Consider the following 16,491-nt stretch of genomic DNA (forward strand, 5'->3'; position numbering starts at 1 on the left):
AAATATTTTTCCTATTTTTGTCAGCAACATATCATGAGTAGGTCGTTATGAAAATTTTAGGAAACATTATCTGGCTTATCTTTGGCGGCCTTGGCGTCGCCTTGGAGTATTTCACTTCGTCATTGGTGCTGATGATCACCATCATTGGTATTCCCTTTGGTATCGCTACGATGAAGCTTGGCATACTTGCTCTGTGGCCATTCGGTTCGCATGTTGTTGATCGTCCGCAGGGCAGTGGTTGCGTCAACGTGTTTATGAATGTGCTGTGGTTCTTCATCGGAGGTATCTGGATTGCGCTCACGCATCTTGGCTTCGGTCTGCTGCTCGGTATCACCATCGTTGGTATACCATGGGCCAAAATGCACTTTCGTCTGATGCGTCTTGCTCTGACTCCTTTCGGGAAACAAATTGTGAACGATAACTTTTAGGCACAAGGGTTATTGGGACGACCAATTGCTCAAATGAGTGCGCAAAGCATAGGAGAAAGGCGAGATGCAGAATGCTCGTTGTCCACAATCACCTTGGCTGATACCTTGTCCCAGCTTGACATCATGTCCCAGCCAGGTGTTGCCATCATGGCCATGTCCAACAAGCGGAACATCTCTTATGGCGGCGATATGTTGTTGCGCCATCAATGACCGTTGTTTTTATAGTGTCCCTTGTTTCAACTGTTCTATTTAGTCTTTGTTTCGTTCAAGTTTGATTAGACAATACGGTGCGTTTCATACCCTTCTACATAGATAGCACTGAACGGACGTGCCGGACACTGGTTTTCGCACGCCCCACATCCAATACAACGTTCGGTGTTGACCGCTGGGATTTTCGGAGATTTGGAATCCGATGCCTTACTCGGCACCATAGTGATAGCACCTGCTGGACAATGACGGGCGCAATTGCCACATTCTACACCATCAGTGAGTGGAATGCAATTCTTTTTCACCCAAACGGCATGGCCGATTTGCGTTGCTGATTTGGCCGTGCGTGTGATGGGTCTGATGGCACCGGTAGGACAAACGTTGCTGCATCGTGTGCATCCAGGGTGGCAATAGCCTCGCTCGAACGACATGGTGGGTTGCATCAACTTCATCAAGTCGGTTGACGGGCGAAGCACATCGTTGGGACACTGCGCCACGCAAAGCTGACATGCGGTGCAGTGCCGTGCCATATTCTTGGCCGAAAGCGAACCAGGAGGTGTGATGGGTGTCGTTCGTTTCGGAGCTATTTTGTCTTCAATGACAGCCAATCCTCCGTCTATCTTCTTCTTTTTCTGCGCCCATGCCGCCGTTGTCATGGCAACAGCCACCCCAATGAGGAATGTCCGGCGTGAGGTATCAATCGGCTTTGTAGCATCCGCTTTTACAATTTTGTCTTCGTTTGACAGATTCATGTTGTTCCATCTCCATTGCAGATGAAGCGCGTCGTGCTGACAGGTATCTATACAATCCATGCACGCTACGCATCGGCTGTAGTCAATCTTGTGGTTTTTGTAATCTATGCAAGCCGCTTTGCATCTATGTGCGCACAGACTGCATTTGGTACATTTCCCAGCATCGAGTACGGGATGAAGCAGCGAGAAGCGCGAGATAAATCCCAAAACGGTACCCACCGGACAAACGGTGTTGCAATAGGTACGTCCGTTGCGCCAAGCCAACACGATGATTGCAACGAAACTTGCTGCGGCGATGATGAAAGTAGGCAGACTGCGCAACCACACATCTCTTTCGTAGAAAGCATAACTGTTGGCACGTTCGGCCAAGTAGGCCAGCAGGTTGTTGCCCCAGATATATATCGGCTGAAACAGGTTCTGTACGATGCGTCCGTACGAACTGTAAGGAGCGAGCAATGCCACCAAGGAGCCAATGCCTGCAATCAAGGCAATGACAAAGAGGGTTAAAACGCCATATCGCAACCACTTTACTTCAGGAGAGTATGAGAAACGGTAATGCTTTTTCTTGCGTCGTCCGCTAACCCATGACACAATATCTTGGAAAACGCCCAATGGGCAGATGACGGAGCAATAGATGCGTCCGAACACCAAAGTCAGCACAACCAAGAAAACAATCACTCCGATGTTCAACGCAAGTACGGCGGGGAGGAATTGTATCTTTGCCAGCCATCCCAGCCAGGTGTGCAGTGTACCGGTGAAATCAAGGAACAGCCCTGTGATGAGCACAGACACAACAAGGGCACAAGTTAGTCTTATTTTTCGTAACATAATCGTCAATCTTGAAAATTCAAAACGCTATCAGGTTTTGGTGTGTTCATTGCGAAGCCTACCAATTCTTCGTAGCCATTTCATCATCATCGCTTTCGACTGCGTATCACGTATACTTTCGGGTGCTATCAGCGAAATCTTTGAGTGACAATGACCTGGAATCGTTTATAAAAATAGTTGGATTTATGGAGATAACTATACCTCGTCATAATATCTTAACATATATTAGTACGAAAATCCCATTCACGGTGACATCCTTGTATTATGGCTTGTTGGCTTGCGACGCTCCATGGTTGCGGCTTGTGCTTTATGTCAGATGTAGTTTCCCGATGAACTCCTGCTTCTTTCAAGCTCACCACAGTGCGTAGCTTCACTCGTTCCTACAATGCGGACAATTCAACTAAAAAATAACACACGCTTGTGTTTCTCGTCTAAAAGCCGTAAATTTGTTGCAATTATAACAAAATACAACTGACGATGGAGGGGCAAATAGACTGATATGTCAAGCATCAAAATACTCAATAGTTCGTTTCTCGAACAACTTGAACTTGAGCTGGCGCCAGGCATCAAAGCCGGCTTTCCAAGTCCTGCGGGTGATTATCTGCAAGACTCTCTCGACTTTAATCGTGACTTCATCCGCCATCCCGACGCTACGTTCTATGGCCGGGTGTCGGGCGATTCGATGATAGATGCCGGCATCAACGATGGGGATATCGCCGTGATAGACCGTTCGGTTGAGGCTGGACATAATGATGTGATTGTGGCTTACATTAATGGAGAGTTCACCATCAAGTATCTCGACATGACCCATGTGCAGGAGGGATATATCGAATTGCGGCCCGCCAACAAGGCGTTCCGTCCGATTAGGGTCGACGAATTGGATAAGTTTGAAGTGTGGGGCGTGGTGGTTTGGACCATCAAAAACTGGAAAAAATAACATGTTTTACGCCATCTGCGACTGTGACAACTGCTATGTGAGTTGTGAACGGGTGTTCCGTCCCGATCTCAACGGCAAGCCCGTTGTTGTGCTGAGCAACAACGATGGTTGCGTGGTGGCACGCAGTAAGGAGGCCAAACAGCTGGGCATCAAGGCCGGATTGCCTTATTATCAGATGAAAGAGCAGTTCCCTGGTGAGGAAATTGCCGTGTTTTCCAGCAATTACGAGTTGTATGGCGAACTCACGGCGCGCGTCATGACCATCATCAAAGACGCTGCTCCACAGATGTTTCGCTATTCCATTGACGAATGTTTCTGCTTGCTACCCGACATGAGTTTTGACGAATTGAAGCAGTGGGGCGAAGACCTGCATCGGCGTATCCTGAAGCATACGGGGCTTCCCGTCAGCATCGGAATGGCCAAAACCAAGACGCTGGCGAAGGCGGCCAGCCACTTTGCCAAGAAACATGAGGGCTATCATCATTGTTGTATCATTGATACAGAGGAAAAACGCGTCAAGGCTCTCCAGCTATTTCCTGTGGGTGAGGTGTGGGGAATAGGACATCGAAACACCCCCAAGCTGTTGGAAATGGGCGACAAGACGGCCTACGACTTTGCCAACCATTCCAAGGAGTGGGTTCGGTTGCTGTTCCATGTCACTGGTGTGAGGACCTGGATGGAACTCAATGGGGAGGACTGTATTCCGAATGAAGAACCTGCGAAAAAGAAAAGTATCTGTACCAGTCGCAGCTTTACGGGTACGATATCCGACTTTGAAGCCGTTAGGACGCACGTTTCCAACTTCGCTGTGCGCTGTTCACAGAAGCTCAGACGGCAACACAGCGTGGCGTCTGTGGTGAGTGTGTTCATCCACACCAATCAGTTTAGAGAAGACCAGCAGCAGTATTGGAACAGCCGCGAGGTGACACTTTTAACGCCTTCAAACTCCACACAGCAGATTGTGCAAGCGGCAGCAAAGGCTTTACAGGAAATCTTCGTGCCTGGTTTGCAGTACAAAAAAGCGGGAGTTGTGGTGATGGGAATCATGCACGACAATGCTGTTCAAACCAATTTCATCGATTACAACCGCGATAAGATGGAAAAACAGATGCGGCTTGATCAGGTGATCGACCGCCTGAACAAACTCGGTGGCCCTGAATTGGTGGTATTAGGAGCCCAACAATACCGTGAAAAAGACGAGCAAGGCCACCACGTTGCTTTCACGGATGCCATTCGACACGACTTCAGAAGTAAGAATCCCACCACGCGTTGGAGCGACATCATCACCCTGAAATAGTCTTTCCCAAGCATTTCTTGGCAGCAAATAGTGACGGAAGTCGCCCTGCGTGTTCCGCCTTTTATCCTTCTTCCGCCTGCTCAAGCACTTGTTCTTGCGTTGTTTCGTCCTGTTTTTTCTCACGCGTAACATACTTCTGCCAATAAGCAATGAGCAGGGTTGTTAGCGGAAGAGCCACAATCAGACCAATGAATCCAAGCAATGTTCCCCATACAGACAGGGACAAAAGCAGGATGGCGGGATTGAGGTTCATGGCTTTTCCCATGATTTTAGGCGTGAGGACGGTATCACTAATCACCTGAACAATCAGGAACACGAGCATGGCCAAGCCAAAGACAATCCAGAAATTCTGACCCGTGTCAGCTGCTTTCAGCATGGACAGGAAGACCATTGGCACCAAAGCTAACGTGTGGAGGTAGGGCACCAGGTTCATAAATCCCATCATGATGCCAAGCGCAATGGCCATTGGGAAATTGATGATGGAGAGGCCAATGCCGAAGAGAATGCCTAAGATGAGTGAAACAAGTCCTTGTCCTCGGATGTAATTATTGAGTTCTCTTTCCACATCTTTCATCAACTCTTCCCAGAATGGACGATTCTTCTTCGGGAAAATGCGAATCCAGTTGTCGGTCAAAAATTCATAATCTTGCAAGATAAAGAAGGTATATAATAAGGTGATTAACGAAGCGATGATGCTAATCACGACACTGGCCGTTTGTCCAAGCAAGGTAAATACCTTGGGCATCCCCGTTTTAAGAATGTCGCTGAAATCCTTGCTCTTCATGAAGCTTTCTATTTCAGTGCGGTTTTTGGTAATCCACTGCGAGATGTAAGAGCCTAAGTCGCTACTGTGTGTGCTTTGATTAATCCAGTTGTTAAGGATGTCGTTGAGCTTGCCAAACTGTTCTATCATCGGTGGAATGATGGCATATACCAGTCCGCCAATCACCACAACCACGGCCAACATGGTGATGATAATAGCAATGGCGCGAACTTTGACATGCATTTTATACTGTACAAACTTTACCAGTGGGTAGAGCAAGTAGGCAAAGAGCCAGGCCACAAAGAACGGTAGAAGCACACCACTCAGGTAGTTGACAAGGTATAATACGAAGAATATCAATAGCAGGACGGAGGCTATTCGTATAAATTTGTCAAAGGTGATTTCTTGTCTTTTCATATTTTCGTAGATTGATGTATCCTATTTGAGCTTTTCTTCCTGTTGGGGAGCCACCGAAACGGATTGTTCTTCGAGCAAAGTCTTTTGATAACATTCCCGACAAAGGGGTTCGTAGGTGAGCTTTTCGCCCAGCAAAACGCGCTTATCGTTCTGCACCAAGCGGTGGCTGATGTAAGCCAAAGCGCCGCATTTCACGCAGATGGCATGCACTTTGGTCACCTCATCAGCGATGGCACACAAGCCAGGAATGGGTCCGAAAGGCCGTCCTTGGAAATCCATGTCAAGTCCTGCGATGATCACGCGCACCCCTTTGTTGGCCAATTCGTTGCACACCTTGACGAGTCCATCATCGAAGAATTGGGCTTCATCGATACCCACGACATCCGCATCGGAAGACAATAACAAAATGCTTGACGATGAATCAACGGGAGTAGACTGAATGGCATGCTGGTCATGGCTCACCACATTCTCCTCGGAATAGCGGGTGTCTATGGCGGGCTTGAATATCTCAACGCGCTGTTTGGCAAAGCTAGCCCGTCGCATGCGCCTAATCAGCTCTTCTGTCTTGCCCGAAAACATAGAGCCACATATCACTTCTATTCTTCCTGGGCGATGTGATTCGCCTGTCAAATATTCCATCATGTTGCTGCAAAAATACGAAGAGGAATTAAAAATTGCAAAGAAATTGTCTGTTTTTTTGTTCGTCTTGATTATTTAACTATATTTGCGTTCTATATGGGAATATTGTACATCGTGCCCACCCCAGTGGGGAATATGGAAGATATGACGATGCGAGCCATTCGCATTCTCAAGGAGGTGGACCTGGTGTTGGCAGAAGATACCAGGACATCGGGCAAGTTGTTGAAGCATTATGACATACAAAATCACTTGCTATCGCACCATAAGTTCAACGAACATGGCACTTCCGCGGGCATTGTAGAACGATTGAAAGCAGGCCAGAGCATAGCGCTCATCAGCGATGCGGGTACACCTGGCATCAGCGACCCGGGGTTCTTTCTGGCGCGCGAGGCTGCAAAAGCAGGCATAACGGTACAAACACTGCCTGGAGCCACCGCTTGCATTCCGGCGATTGTTTCATCCGGTTTGCCCTGTGACCGCTTCTGTTTCGAAGGCTTCTTGCCGCAGAAAAAAGGTCGACAAACACAGTTGGAGGCGCTCAAAGAAGAGCGTAGAACGATGGTTTTCTACGAGTCGCCCTATCGTTTGCTGAAAACATTACAGCAATTTGCCGATGTATTTGGCCCCGATCGCCCCGTGAGCGTGGCTCGTGAGATATCCAAACTGCACGAAGAGCATGTTCGAGGCACACTTGATGAGGTGATACAACATTTTAAAGAAGTTCCACCGCGAGGCGAAATCGTCATTGTGGTGGGTGGAGATAACAAGAATAAGAAACTTAAAACAGAACGAATATGAAAAAGATTTTAAGCCTGGCCACCATTGCCATCTTTACTTTCGCATGCTTTGGATGTCAGAACAACAAGAAAAACAGCGATTTGGAACAGGCGGCTCAAGCCGATTCTTTGCAGCAAGTCATCAGTCAGAAAGACAACGAAATCAATGACATGATGGGTACGCTCAATGAAATCCAAGAGGGATTCAAGGAAATTAATGCGGCAGAAAACAGGGTTACCATCGCCAAAGAAGGTGAGGGCGCCAACAAAGGGCAGCAGATTCGTGAGGACATTCAGTTCATCGCCTCTACCATGAAGCGTAACCGCGAACTGATTGCCAAGCTCCGCAACCAACTGAAGCAAAGCTCCGTGAAGGGAGATGGTTTGAAAAAAGCATTGGACAGCCTCACCGCTCAGTTGGAAGAGAAAGACAAGCAGCTTCAGGAATTGCGTGCCGAACTGGATGCAAAGGATATCCATATCTCCGAGTTGGATGAAACAATCAACAACCTGAACACCAATGTCAACAATTTGGCAACCGAGAGTTCGCAGAAATCACAGGTAATCAACAGCCAGGATAAGCAGCTTAACACCGCTTGGTTTGTGTTTGGTACACGAAAAGAGCTGAAAGAACAGCGAATCATCGAGGGTGATAAGGTGTTGCAGGCCAACTTCAACAAGGATTATTTCACCAAGATTGACATCCGCGTGAACAAAGAAATCAAGTTGTACTCCAAGTCGGCTAAGGTTCTCACCATGCACCCATCCAGCAGTTATCTGTTGCAGCGTGATGCCAACAAGCAGTATGTGCTTCGAATCACTAATCCAGAAATCTTCTGGAGTACCAGTAAGTACCTCGTTATTTTGGTGAGATAAGGCTGTCGAGAAACACACGCTTTCCCAGAAATAACGTACATGCGTCTGCCGGGAAGCAATAACTATACACCTCAATCCTCTTGCTCGGAACAGTCTGAGTAGGAGGATTTTTTATTGATGCCAACCGCTTCAACCACCCTATTGAAACCGCTCATTCTCCTTGTTGAAACGACTTTGAGACAGCTCAGCCTTGCAATGCCTTATCGTTTTGCTTTGAAAAACTGTTGCATCAGCTGCTTGCATTCCTCTTCCAGCACGCCACCCGTGACCGTTGCCTTGGTATGCAACACGTTTGGCGCGTACCGCTGATAGCCCCGTTTCTCATCGCCGGCCCCATACACGATGCGCGATACCTGCGCCCACCCCATGGCACCAGCGCACATCGGACAAGGCTCAACGGTGACGTAGAGAGTGCATTGGGGCAGATATTTGCCGCCAAGTTGAGCCGCTGCGGCCGTGATGGCCAGCATCTCTGCATGCGCCGTGACGTCGTTCAGGGTTTCTGTCTGGTTGTGTGCGCGTGCAATGATGCGTCCTTGGCACACAACGACAGCACCAATGGGTACTTCTCCTTCATCGTAGGCGGTATGAGCCTCTGCCAGTGCCTTTTGCATAAACTGTTCGTCTTGTTTGCGTTGTTCGTCGTCGGTCATGGTCGTGTCTGTTTGTGTGCTTGCAAATTTACAACATTCTTTTTGATGTGTGGAAGAAAAACCGTATTTTTGCAACACATCATCAGGGAGCATCAGGACATGGCTACACACAACAAATTTGGGAAATGGGGCGAAGATACAGCCGTCGATTACCTGCACAAGCAGGGATATACCATCCGCGAGCGTGGCTGGCGGCATGGTAAGTTCGAGATTGATATCATCGCGTTGTCGCCCGATGGCATTACCTGTGTGTTTGTTGAGGTGAAAACACGTCGGTCAGACGAGGTCGCCTTGCCCTCCGATGCCGTTGATGAGAAGAAGATGAGGAATCTCGGTATCGCGGCCGATGTTTATGTAAAGATGTTTGACATACAAGAGGAGCTGCGCTTTGATGTCATTTCCATCCTGGGATCGACAGCCGAGAACATGCAGATAGAGCACTTCGAAGATGCCTTCAACCCTGTATTGTTATAACCAAAAATGCGTATCAAACTGGTCAAACTCAATGAGGTAGACTCTACCAATGTGTACCTTTGCGAACACGCTGATTGTTTCAACGAAGAGATGGTGGTCGTTCAGGCCGATTATCAGACGAGCGGTAAGGGACAAGGACAGAATGGTTGGGAAAGTCAGGCAGGGAAAAATTTGCTGTATTCCCTGCTGGTTCATCCCCAAAAGCTGCCTGTAAAAATTCAATTCTTTTTGTCTATGGCTGGTGCTTTGTCCATTAAAGCCGTATTAGACGAATATGTTGACAATATTACCCTTAAATGGCCGAATGACATCTACTGGAAAGACAGCAAACTGAGTGGCACGCTCATCGAGTTAAGCGTACACTCACAGGTCATTCAACGCTGTATCTATGGAGTGGGGCTCAACGTCAATCAGGCGGTCTTTGAGAGCGATGCGCCCAATCCAGTGTCCTTAGCGCAGATTGTGGGACATGAGTTGGACCGCGACAAGCTGCTTCATCAACTTATCAACGCATTCGAGCAATATTACAATTGCTTGGAAGAAGGAGCGTTCGACGAAATCTCCAACCAGTATCATGCCGCGCTGTATCGGCGGGAGGGCGTGCATCCTTATCGCGACCGTGAAGGCTGTTTCCAGGCTTCCATCGTGACGGTGGAACCCGATGGCCGACTGGTGTTGAAAGATACCGATGGGTGCATGAGAGGTTACTATCTTAAAGAGGTGGAATTTATTACATAAAATAGGCTGCGCCTTAACAAAGTAAACAAGTTTCCTTTGTATTCGGCTTGCGCTATTTTTAAAAACAGAATCAATCAAACGAACATTTATAAGCAATATGGTAAAGTTTAAACGTATACTCTTGAAGTTGAGTGGAGAAAGCCTGATGGGCAGTCAGAGCTATGGAATCGACCCCAATCGGCTCGCCGACTATGCCCAACAAATTAAGGAAGTGCACGACATGGGCGTGCAGGTAAGCATCGTCATCGGTGGCGGAAACATATTCAGAGGACTGAGCGGGTCGCAGAAAGGCTTTGACCGCGTAAAGGGTGACCAGATGGGTATGTGCGCTACAGTGATCAACTCCTTGGCATTGAGTTCCGCATTAGGTGCGATTGGCGTTAAAAACAAGGTGATGACAGCCATTCGCATGGAACCTATTGGCGAGTATTACAACAAATGGAAGGCCATTGAGGCGATGGAAAACGGACTGGTTTGCATCTTTTCGTGTGGAACGGGTTCACCCTATTTCACCACAGACACGGGCAGTTCGCTGCGTGGCATCGAGATTGAAGCCGACGTCATGCTCAAAGGTACGCGCGTTGACGGCGTGTACACAGCCGACCCGGAGAAAGATCCCACGGCTACGAAGTTTGACGACATCACCTTTGACGAGGTGTATAACCGCCATCTGAAGGTGATGGATCTCACCGCTACGGCCATGTGCAAGGAAAACAACCTCCCGGTCTATGTGTTCAACATGGATGTGGTTGGCAACCTGAAGAAGGTACTGGAAGGCGAACCCATAGGCACTTTGGTCCACAATTAGGCTGATGTAAAATAAGGTTCTTCCGTTAAATGCCATTCGCTTGTCATGCAGAACGTATCGCTTTCATCGGAAGAACCACCGCTATGGCATGAAGCCCACGGCTGCTTCCGCTATATGTTTTAGTTCATGGCAGTCTAAATCAGCAAGAACAAGAATGCCATGATCGAAGGGAGGAAAAAAAGGAAAGTTCTCCCCCACTCTCCCTCTCCAAACAAACTCATTGCATTAAGCCCCTTAAAGCATGCAGATTGGCGTGCAATCTACATGCTTTAAGGGGCTTAACTCTATGCTTTTGTTTCAACATCCGGAACAAGTAGGAAAGTCAAGCGTTACACGTTAGCTTATCCTACTCGCTCTCTGATATTGACAGCTGTTACATACGCTCTTTCAACAAGGCAGGAATTTCGCAGGTTTCGCGAGCCACTGGCACGCCTGCGGCTTCAAAAGCGGCTATCTTCTCGGCAGCCGTTCCCGAACCACTGGAAATAATGGCACCCGCATGTCCCATTTGTTTGCCCTTCGGAGCCTCACGTCCAGAAATGAAAGCCACCACGGGTTTGGTCACATGCTGTTTGATATAGTCGGCTGCACGCTCTTCTGCGTCGCCACCAATCTCACCAATAAGGGCGATACTGTCGGTCTCTGGGTCGTTTTGGAACATCTCCAACAAGTCTTGGAAATACAAACCCACGATGGGATCGCCACCTACACCCACTGCGGTAGACTGTCCAAAGCCAGCAGCAGTGAGGTCGGCAACCACCTGATAGGTCAATGTTCCACTACGACTAATCACACCCGTGTGCCCCTTCTTAAAGATATTGGTTGGCATAATGCCCACCATACTCTGTTCAGGAGAAATCAATCCCGGGCAGTTAGGACCTATCAACTTGGCTCCTTTGTCGGAGATGTAACGATAAGCCTCAACAACATCCAACGTTGGCACGCCCTCTGTAATACAAATAATCAACTGAATGCCGGCATCGGCAGCCTCGAGCATGGCGTCTTTGGCAAAAGCTGCTGGCACAAAAATCACCGAAGTGTTCGCACCCGTAGCCTTGACTGCATCTTTTACCGTATTAAAAACAGGAATCCCTGCAACCTCTTGTCCAGCCTTGCCAGGCGAAGTTCCGCCTACCACATTGGTTCCGTACTCCTTCATTTTCGTGGCATGAAAACTGCCATCGCGTCCAGTAATTCCTTGGACAATTAACTTTGTATCGTGATTAATTAATATACTCATCGCTTTATAGATTTAACATGGTTAGATATCTTATTTGTTCATGCACTGTTGAGCCAGCTCTACGGCTTTTTTACCAGCCTCGCTCATGGTCTTAGCCACATGGAACTTGGTTCCTTTCAACAACTCGCGACCCTCCGCTTCATTGGTACCAGTGAGTCGGATAACGATTGGCATGTCGGTATCGAGCATCTTAAACGCTTCTATTAGTCCCTTTGCCACATCGTCGCAACGTGTAATACCGCCAAAGATATTGATGAGAACCACCCGTACATGACTGTCACTGAGCAACAGTTTCATCGCCTCGACAATCTTCGTAGGATTAGAACTACCGCCAATATCCAAGAAATTGGCAGGGTTACCGCCATACAGCTTAATCATATCCATGGTTGCCATGGCCAGTCCGGCACCGTTCACCATGCATCCAATCTCACCACCAAGGTTGACATAACTAAATCCTTTGTCTTTGGCATCCTGCTCCTTGCGCTCTTCTGCCGTAGGCTCAAAGAGTTCGAAAACATCAGGATGACGATACAAGGCATTGTTATCGAAAGTCATCTTGGCATCAATCGCCTTCACCTCCCCACTCTTGGTCACTACTAATGGATTGATTTCTGCCAACGAAGCATCTTTCTCTTTGAAGAGACGGTACAGATTTTGGAAAACTGGAACGGCCTGCTTCACTAACGCTTTGTCATCGAAAAGACAAAAAGCAGCTTCTCTTGCCAAGTAATCGGGCATGCCAATGAGCGGATCAATAGGTATCTTGTGGATTTTTTCGGGTGTATTTTTAGCAACTGACTCGATGTCCATACCACCCTCACGACTTAACATCAGAATGGCAGACTTTACTTTTCGGTCGATGACAATACTTACATAATACTCTGACGCGATATCAATAGCTTCGCCAACCAAGATACGATCGACGGTAAAGCCTTTGATATCCATACCTAAAATTTGAGAAGCATATTCTTTCAGTTGTTCTTCTCCTTTAGCAACCTTCACGCCGCCAGCCTTTCCACGGCCACCTGTATGCACTTGTGCCTTTACAACTGCACGCTCTGATCCTAAGGATTGGTAAGCTGATACGGCCTCATCGACCGTCCGACACAATACACTCTTGTCAACTGGCAAATGGTACTGTGCAAACAAGGCTTTCGCCTGATATTCATGAACCTTCATGGCAATTTGTTTTGTTAGTAAATAGTTTTGTTAACCTTGCAAATATAATGCTTTTTTTGTGTACGATGACAAAAAAGGATAAAAATCACAACTCGAAATGTTAACGATTTAAAATGACGGGGACATTGGCTGTGACAAAATCGTAGGCGGTGGTAAATTTTCCGCCCAAAATTAAACTTTATTGCTTTTTGAACATCACATATAATAAGGTATCTCGACCCTGGAAACCACAACAGGGTCGATGAAAAAGGTAAACGAAACTAAACAGATGAAGCGAATACTCCTCACCATGCTGGCATTGATGATGATATCAATGGCCGCATGGACACAAGAACGACAGATTACAGGAACCCTTGTAGACAAAGAGACAAACGAGCCGATGACGCATGCCACGGTACAGTTGTTGAAAACAGACAGCACGTTTGTCACCGGAGCCGTATCTGACAAGCATGGCGCCTACACGTTAAAGGCTCCCGCCAACGGCAGGTACCTGCTCAAGCTGTCGAGCATTGGCTACATCACCAGCTTCCAGAACATCCACATAACAAAGAACGAGTCTGTGAAGGTGGGACAAACGGCCATGCGCCCCGACGCCGTGATGCTGAAAGAGGCGCAGGTCACAGGCCAGGCCATGAAGGTAGTGGTGAAGAAAGACACCTTCATCTACAACGCTGCGGCCTACCGCACGCCGGAAGGGTCGGTAGCCGAAGAACTGGTGAGGCGCATTCCGGGCGCACAGGTAGACGACGATGGGAAGATTACCATCAATGGCAAGGAGGTGAAAAAGATTAAGGTGGACGGCAAGGAGTTTATGGTTGGCGACACCAAAACGGCCATGAAGAACCTGCCCACCAATGCGATAGAAAAGATAAGGGCGTACGATGAAAAGAGCGATCTGACGCGCGTGACGGGCATTGATGATGGCAACGAGGAGACGGTGCTTGACTTTGGTTTGAAACGCGGCATGAACAAAGGGATGATTAGCAACGTCGACCTGGCCGTGGGAACCAAAGACCGCTATGCTGAACGCCTCATGACGGCTTATTTCAAAGACGGTCTGCGCATCATGACCTTCGGCAATGCCAACAACACCAACGACATGGGATTTGGGCGAAGGGGTGGCTTTAGAAGAGGAAGAAACGGACTGAACGCCAACAAAATGGTGGGGCTGAACCTGAACTACGAAAAGAAAGACACGCTGAAAATAGACGGGAGCGTGCGCTGGAACCACTCGGACAGTGACATCGGCACAAAAAGATCGACAGAAAATTTCGTCAGTCGCGTGGGTTCGTTCTCCAACAGCGTCAACCAGCAATATGGACGAAACAACCGATGGAACGCCAACATGCGAGTGGAATGGACACCCGATACGCTGACCAACATCATGTTTCGCCCCAGTTTGAGTTATTCTACCAACGATGGGCGCAGCTGGAATCAGTCGGCATCGTATAACGAAGACCCGTTTCTACATGCTACCGACCCATTGGCAGCCGAATCGTTGGCCCAGATGGCGGCCGACAGTGTGGTGGTGAATAGGCGCGATCACAATGGCATCAGCTACGGTGAGAACAAGCGTTTCGGCGGGATGCTGCAACTGAACAGACGACTGGGAAACAAAGGTCGCAACGTCACCTTGAGGGCCGACGCCAACTATAACGAGAGCGAAAACAACAACCTCACGATGAGCAACGTGCATTTATATAAGGTGAAAAATGCGCTGGGCAACGACTCGACCTATCAAACCAACCGCTACAATCTCACACCGTCTAAGAATTGGAACTACAGCGTGCAGGCTACTTACAGCGAACCCCTGTGGAAGGCCACGTTTTTGCAACTGAGTTACAAGTTCAACTACAGCTACAGCAAAAGCGACCGTTCTACCTACGACTTCAGCAACCTGGGCGAGGACTTCTTCGCCGGCCTCAGTCCTGTGTACCGCAACTGGAACAGTTATTTGAGTAGATTGGAACATCCATACGAAACGTATCTGGACGAAGAGCTGAGTAGGTTCTCGCAATACCAAAATTATACGCACGAGGTGAACCTGGGCTTTCGGATGATTCGCACCAAGTACGATTTCAACGTGGGACTGATGGTACAGCCACAGAAGTCGAAATTCATCCAACGTTATCAAGGAGTGGATGCCGACACAACCCGCACCGTGACCAACATGACCCCCACCTTGGACTTTCGTTACCGCTTCTCGGACGTGAGCAACCTGCGCATCAACTACCGAGGCTACACCTCGCAACCGGGTATCGCAGAACTGTTGGACATTTATGACGACAGCGACCCACTGAATATCTCCAGGGGAAACCCGGGACTGAAACCATCGTTCACCAACAGCTTCCGCCTGTTTTACAACAATTACATCAAAAGCCATCAGCAAGGCATCATGGGCTTTCTGCACTATGGCAACACGCGCAACAGCATCAGCCAAAAGGTGACCTACGATGAGAAAACGGGTGGAAGAACAACGCGGCCTGAAAACATCAACGGCAACTGGAATGTCAATGGCGGACTGATGTACAACTGCTCGATTGACACTGCGGGGGTGTGGAACATCAACACGTGGACCTCTCTGGGATACAACAACCGTGTGGGGTACATCAGCCTCAACCGCAACGCCGACTCGCAGAAGAACACCACACGGTCGCTATCGGTTAACGAGCGTCTGGGGATGAGCTTCCGCAACGAATGGCTGGAAGTAGAGCTGAATGGATCGGTGAACTATGACCACACGCGCAACCAACTGCAAAAGCAAAGCAACCTGGACACATGGCGCTTTTCCTACGGAATCAACGTGAACCTGACGGCTCCGTGGGGAACCAGCCTGTCGACCGACTTGCACGAGAACAGTCGTCGTGGCTACAACGACCAGGCCATGAACACCAATGAGCTGGTGTGGAACGTGCAGTTGTCGCAGAGTCTGCTCAAACAGCGCAACCTCACGCTGTCGTTGCAGTTCTACGATATCCTGAACAACCAGAGCAATTTCAGCAGATTCATTGATGCCATGCAGCGCAGCGACACCGAATACAACAGCATCAACAGCTATGCCATGCTGCACGTAATTTATCGACTGAACATCTTTGGCGGCCGCCAAGCACGTCAAGGCATGCGCGAAAGAGGAGGTTCCTTTGGTAGTCGTCAACGGTTTGGCGGCCGGAGCAATCGGGGCGGTCATGGCGGCAGACACTGGTAACCATTAGCGTTGCCACTCAAGATCATGGGAGGTAACGGGAGTTAATGGGGAGTAAATAGAAGTTAACGGACAATAGCGTTGCAAACAAGATTATGGGAGGTAACGGGAGTTAATGGGGAGTAAATAGAAGTTAACGGACAATAGCGTTGCCAAAGAAGTGATTCATTTGCAAAGCTATTGTCCGTTAACTCCCCCTAACTTCAAGTTAATCCTGTTAACTCCCCCTAACTTCAAGTTAATCCTGTTAACTCCCCATAACTCCAAGTTATTCCTG

General features: G+C 48.4%; 16 protein-coding genes. 9 read left to right on the plus strand and 7 right to left on the minus strand.

Translation table 11 applies throughout. The features are described from left to right. The first annotated feature begins 47 nt into the window (after positions 1 to 47). Positions 48 to 428 (plus strand): YccF domain-containing protein, encoded by a 381-nt coding sequence (locus tag NQ518_RS06550; RefSeq protein ID WP_227960367.1) that lies wholly within the window; start codon positions 48 to 50, stop codon positions 426 to 428. A 9-nt stretch (positions 429 to 437) separates the two neighbouring features. Here the strand turns inward: NQ518_RS06550 and NQ518_RS06555 are convergent, their stop codons facing one another. Together NQ518_RS06555 and NQ518_RS06560 are read right to left on the minus strand one after the other, a co-directional pair. Then, positions 438 to 632 carry a hypothetical protein gene (locus NQ518_RS06555; protein WP_227960365.1) on the minus strand — a complete coding sequence of 65 codons (195 nt, stop codon included), beginning with the start codon at positions 630 to 632 and terminating at the stop codon, positions 438 to 440. Positions 633 to 703: 71 nt separating this feature from the next. Continuing rightward, positions 704 to 2,215 carry a 4Fe-4S binding protein gene (locus NQ518_RS06560; RefSeq protein WP_227960363.1) on the minus strand — a complete coding sequence of 504 codons (1,512 nt, stop codon included), beginning with the start codon at positions 2,213 to 2,215 and terminating at the stop codon, positions 704 to 706. Between the two features lie 499 nt (positions 2,216 to 2,714). Between NQ518_RS06560 and NQ518_RS06565 the strand changes: the two genes are divergently transcribed. Both NQ518_RS06565 and NQ518_RS06570 read left to right on the plus strand, forming a co-directional pair. Continuing rightward, the gene (locus NQ518_RS06565; RefSeq protein WP_227960361.1) at positions 2,715 to 3,152 is read left to right on the plus strand and encodes a LexA family protein; all 438 of its coding nucleotides are present in this window, start codon (positions 2,715 to 2,717) and stop codon (positions 3,150 to 3,152) included. 1 nt (position 3,153) lies between these two features. After that, positions 3,154 to 4,449: a Y-family DNA polymerase gene (locus tag NQ518_RS06570; RefSeq protein ID WP_227960359.1), complete on the plus strand. Its 1,296-nt coding sequence runs from the start codon at positions 3,154 to 3,156 to the stop codon at positions 4,447 to 4,449. 61 nt (positions 4,450 to 4,510) lie between these two features. Here the strand turns inward: NQ518_RS06570 and NQ518_RS06575 are convergent, their stop codons facing one another. Together NQ518_RS06575 and NQ518_RS06580 are read right to left on the minus strand one after the other, a co-directional pair. Next, the gene (locus tag NQ518_RS06575; RefSeq protein WP_227960358.1) at positions 4,511 to 5,629 is read right to left on the minus strand and encodes an AI-2E family transporter; all 1,119 of its coding nucleotides are present in this window, start codon (positions 5,627 to 5,629) and stop codon (positions 4,511 to 4,513) included. Positions 5,630 to 5,650: 21 nt separating this feature from the next. Further along, a complete protein-coding gene (locus tag NQ518_RS06580) occupies positions 5,651 to 6,271 on the minus strand; it encodes a thymidine kinase (RefSeq protein ID WP_227960356.1) in 621 nt (206 codons plus the stop codon). A gap of 93 nt (positions 6,272 to 6,364) precedes the next feature. On the opposite strand from NQ518_RS06580, the gene rsmI reads away from it, so the two are divergent. After that, positions 6,365 to 7,066, plus strand: a complete 702-nt coding sequence (rsmI, locus tag NQ518_RS06585) for a 16S rRNA (cytidine(1402)-2'-O)-methyltransferase (RefSeq protein ID WP_227960354.1) — start codon at positions 6,365 to 6,367, stop codon at positions 7,064 to 7,066. Then, the gene (locus NQ518_RS06590) at positions 7,063 to 7,920 is read left to right on the plus strand and encodes a Cbp1 family collagen-binding glycoprotein adhesin (RefSeq protein WP_004350731.1); all 858 of its coding nucleotides are present in this window, start codon (positions 7,063 to 7,065) and stop codon (positions 7,918 to 7,920) included. The genes rsmI and NQ518_RS06590 overlap by 4 nt, the downstream gene beginning before the upstream one ends. 200 nt (positions 7,921 to 8,120) lie before the next feature. Here NQ518_RS06590 and NQ518_RS06595 read toward each other — a convergent pair whose 3' ends face one another. Continuing rightward, a complete protein-coding gene (locus NQ518_RS06595) occupies positions 8,121 to 8,573 on the minus strand; it encodes a nucleoside deaminase (protein ID WP_227960352.1) in 453 nt (150 codons plus the stop codon). Positions 8,574 to 8,618: 45 nt separating this feature from the next. Between NQ518_RS06595 and NQ518_RS06600 the strand changes: the two genes are divergently transcribed. The 3 genes from NQ518_RS06600 (at position 8,619) to pyrH (ending at position 10,593) form a co-directional block, all read left to right on the plus strand. Further along, positions 8,619 to 9,047, plus strand: coding sequence for a YraN family protein (locus tag NQ518_RS06600; RefSeq protein ID WP_374211139.1), 429 nt, complete (start codon positions 8,619 to 8,621; stop codon positions 9,045 to 9,047). A gap of 6 nt (positions 9,048 to 9,053) precedes the next feature. After that, positions 9,054 to 9,785, plus strand: a complete 732-nt coding sequence (locus NQ518_RS06605) for a biotin--[acetyl-CoA-carboxylase] ligase (protein WP_227960350.1) — start codon at positions 9,054 to 9,056, stop codon at positions 9,783 to 9,785. 97 nt (positions 9,786 to 9,882) lie between these two features. Beyond that, complete coding sequence (gene pyrH, locus NQ518_RS06610) at positions 9,883 to 10,593, plus strand: UMP kinase (protein ID WP_023058206.1); 711 nt, start codon at positions 9,883 to 9,885, stop codon at positions 10,591 to 10,593. A gap of 373 nt (positions 10,594 to 10,966) precedes the next feature. On the opposite strand, the gene sucD is transcribed toward pyrH, so the two are convergent. Both sucD and sucC read right to left on the minus strand, forming a co-directional pair. Further along, complete coding sequence (sucD, locus tag NQ518_RS06615; RefSeq protein ID WP_227960348.1) at positions 10,967 to 11,833, minus strand: succinate--CoA ligase subunit alpha; 867 nt, start codon at positions 11,831 to 11,833, stop codon at positions 10,967 to 10,969. Between the two features lie 30 nt (positions 11,834 to 11,863). Next, positions 11,864 to 13,012, minus strand: a complete 1,149-nt coding sequence (gene sucC / locus NQ518_RS06620) for an ADP-forming succinate--CoA ligase subunit beta (RefSeq protein ID WP_008122067.1) — start codon at positions 13,010 to 13,012, stop codon at positions 11,864 to 11,866. Between the two features lie 241 nt (positions 13,013 to 13,253). Between sucC and NQ518_RS06625 the strand changes: the two genes are divergently transcribed. Then, on the plus strand, positions 13,254 to 16,217 hold the full coding sequence (locus NQ518_RS06625) for a TonB-dependent receptor (RefSeq protein WP_374211140.1): 2,964 nt from the start codon (positions 13,254 to 13,256) through the stop codon (positions 16,215 to 16,217). The last annotated feature ends 274 nt before the right edge of the window (positions 16,218 to 16,491 follow it).

It is taken from the genome of Hoylesella buccalis ATCC 35310 (genome assembly GCF_025151385.1).
Lineage (GTDB): Bacteria > Bacteroidota > Bacteroidia > Bacteroidales > Bacteroidaceae > Prevotella > Prevotella buccalis.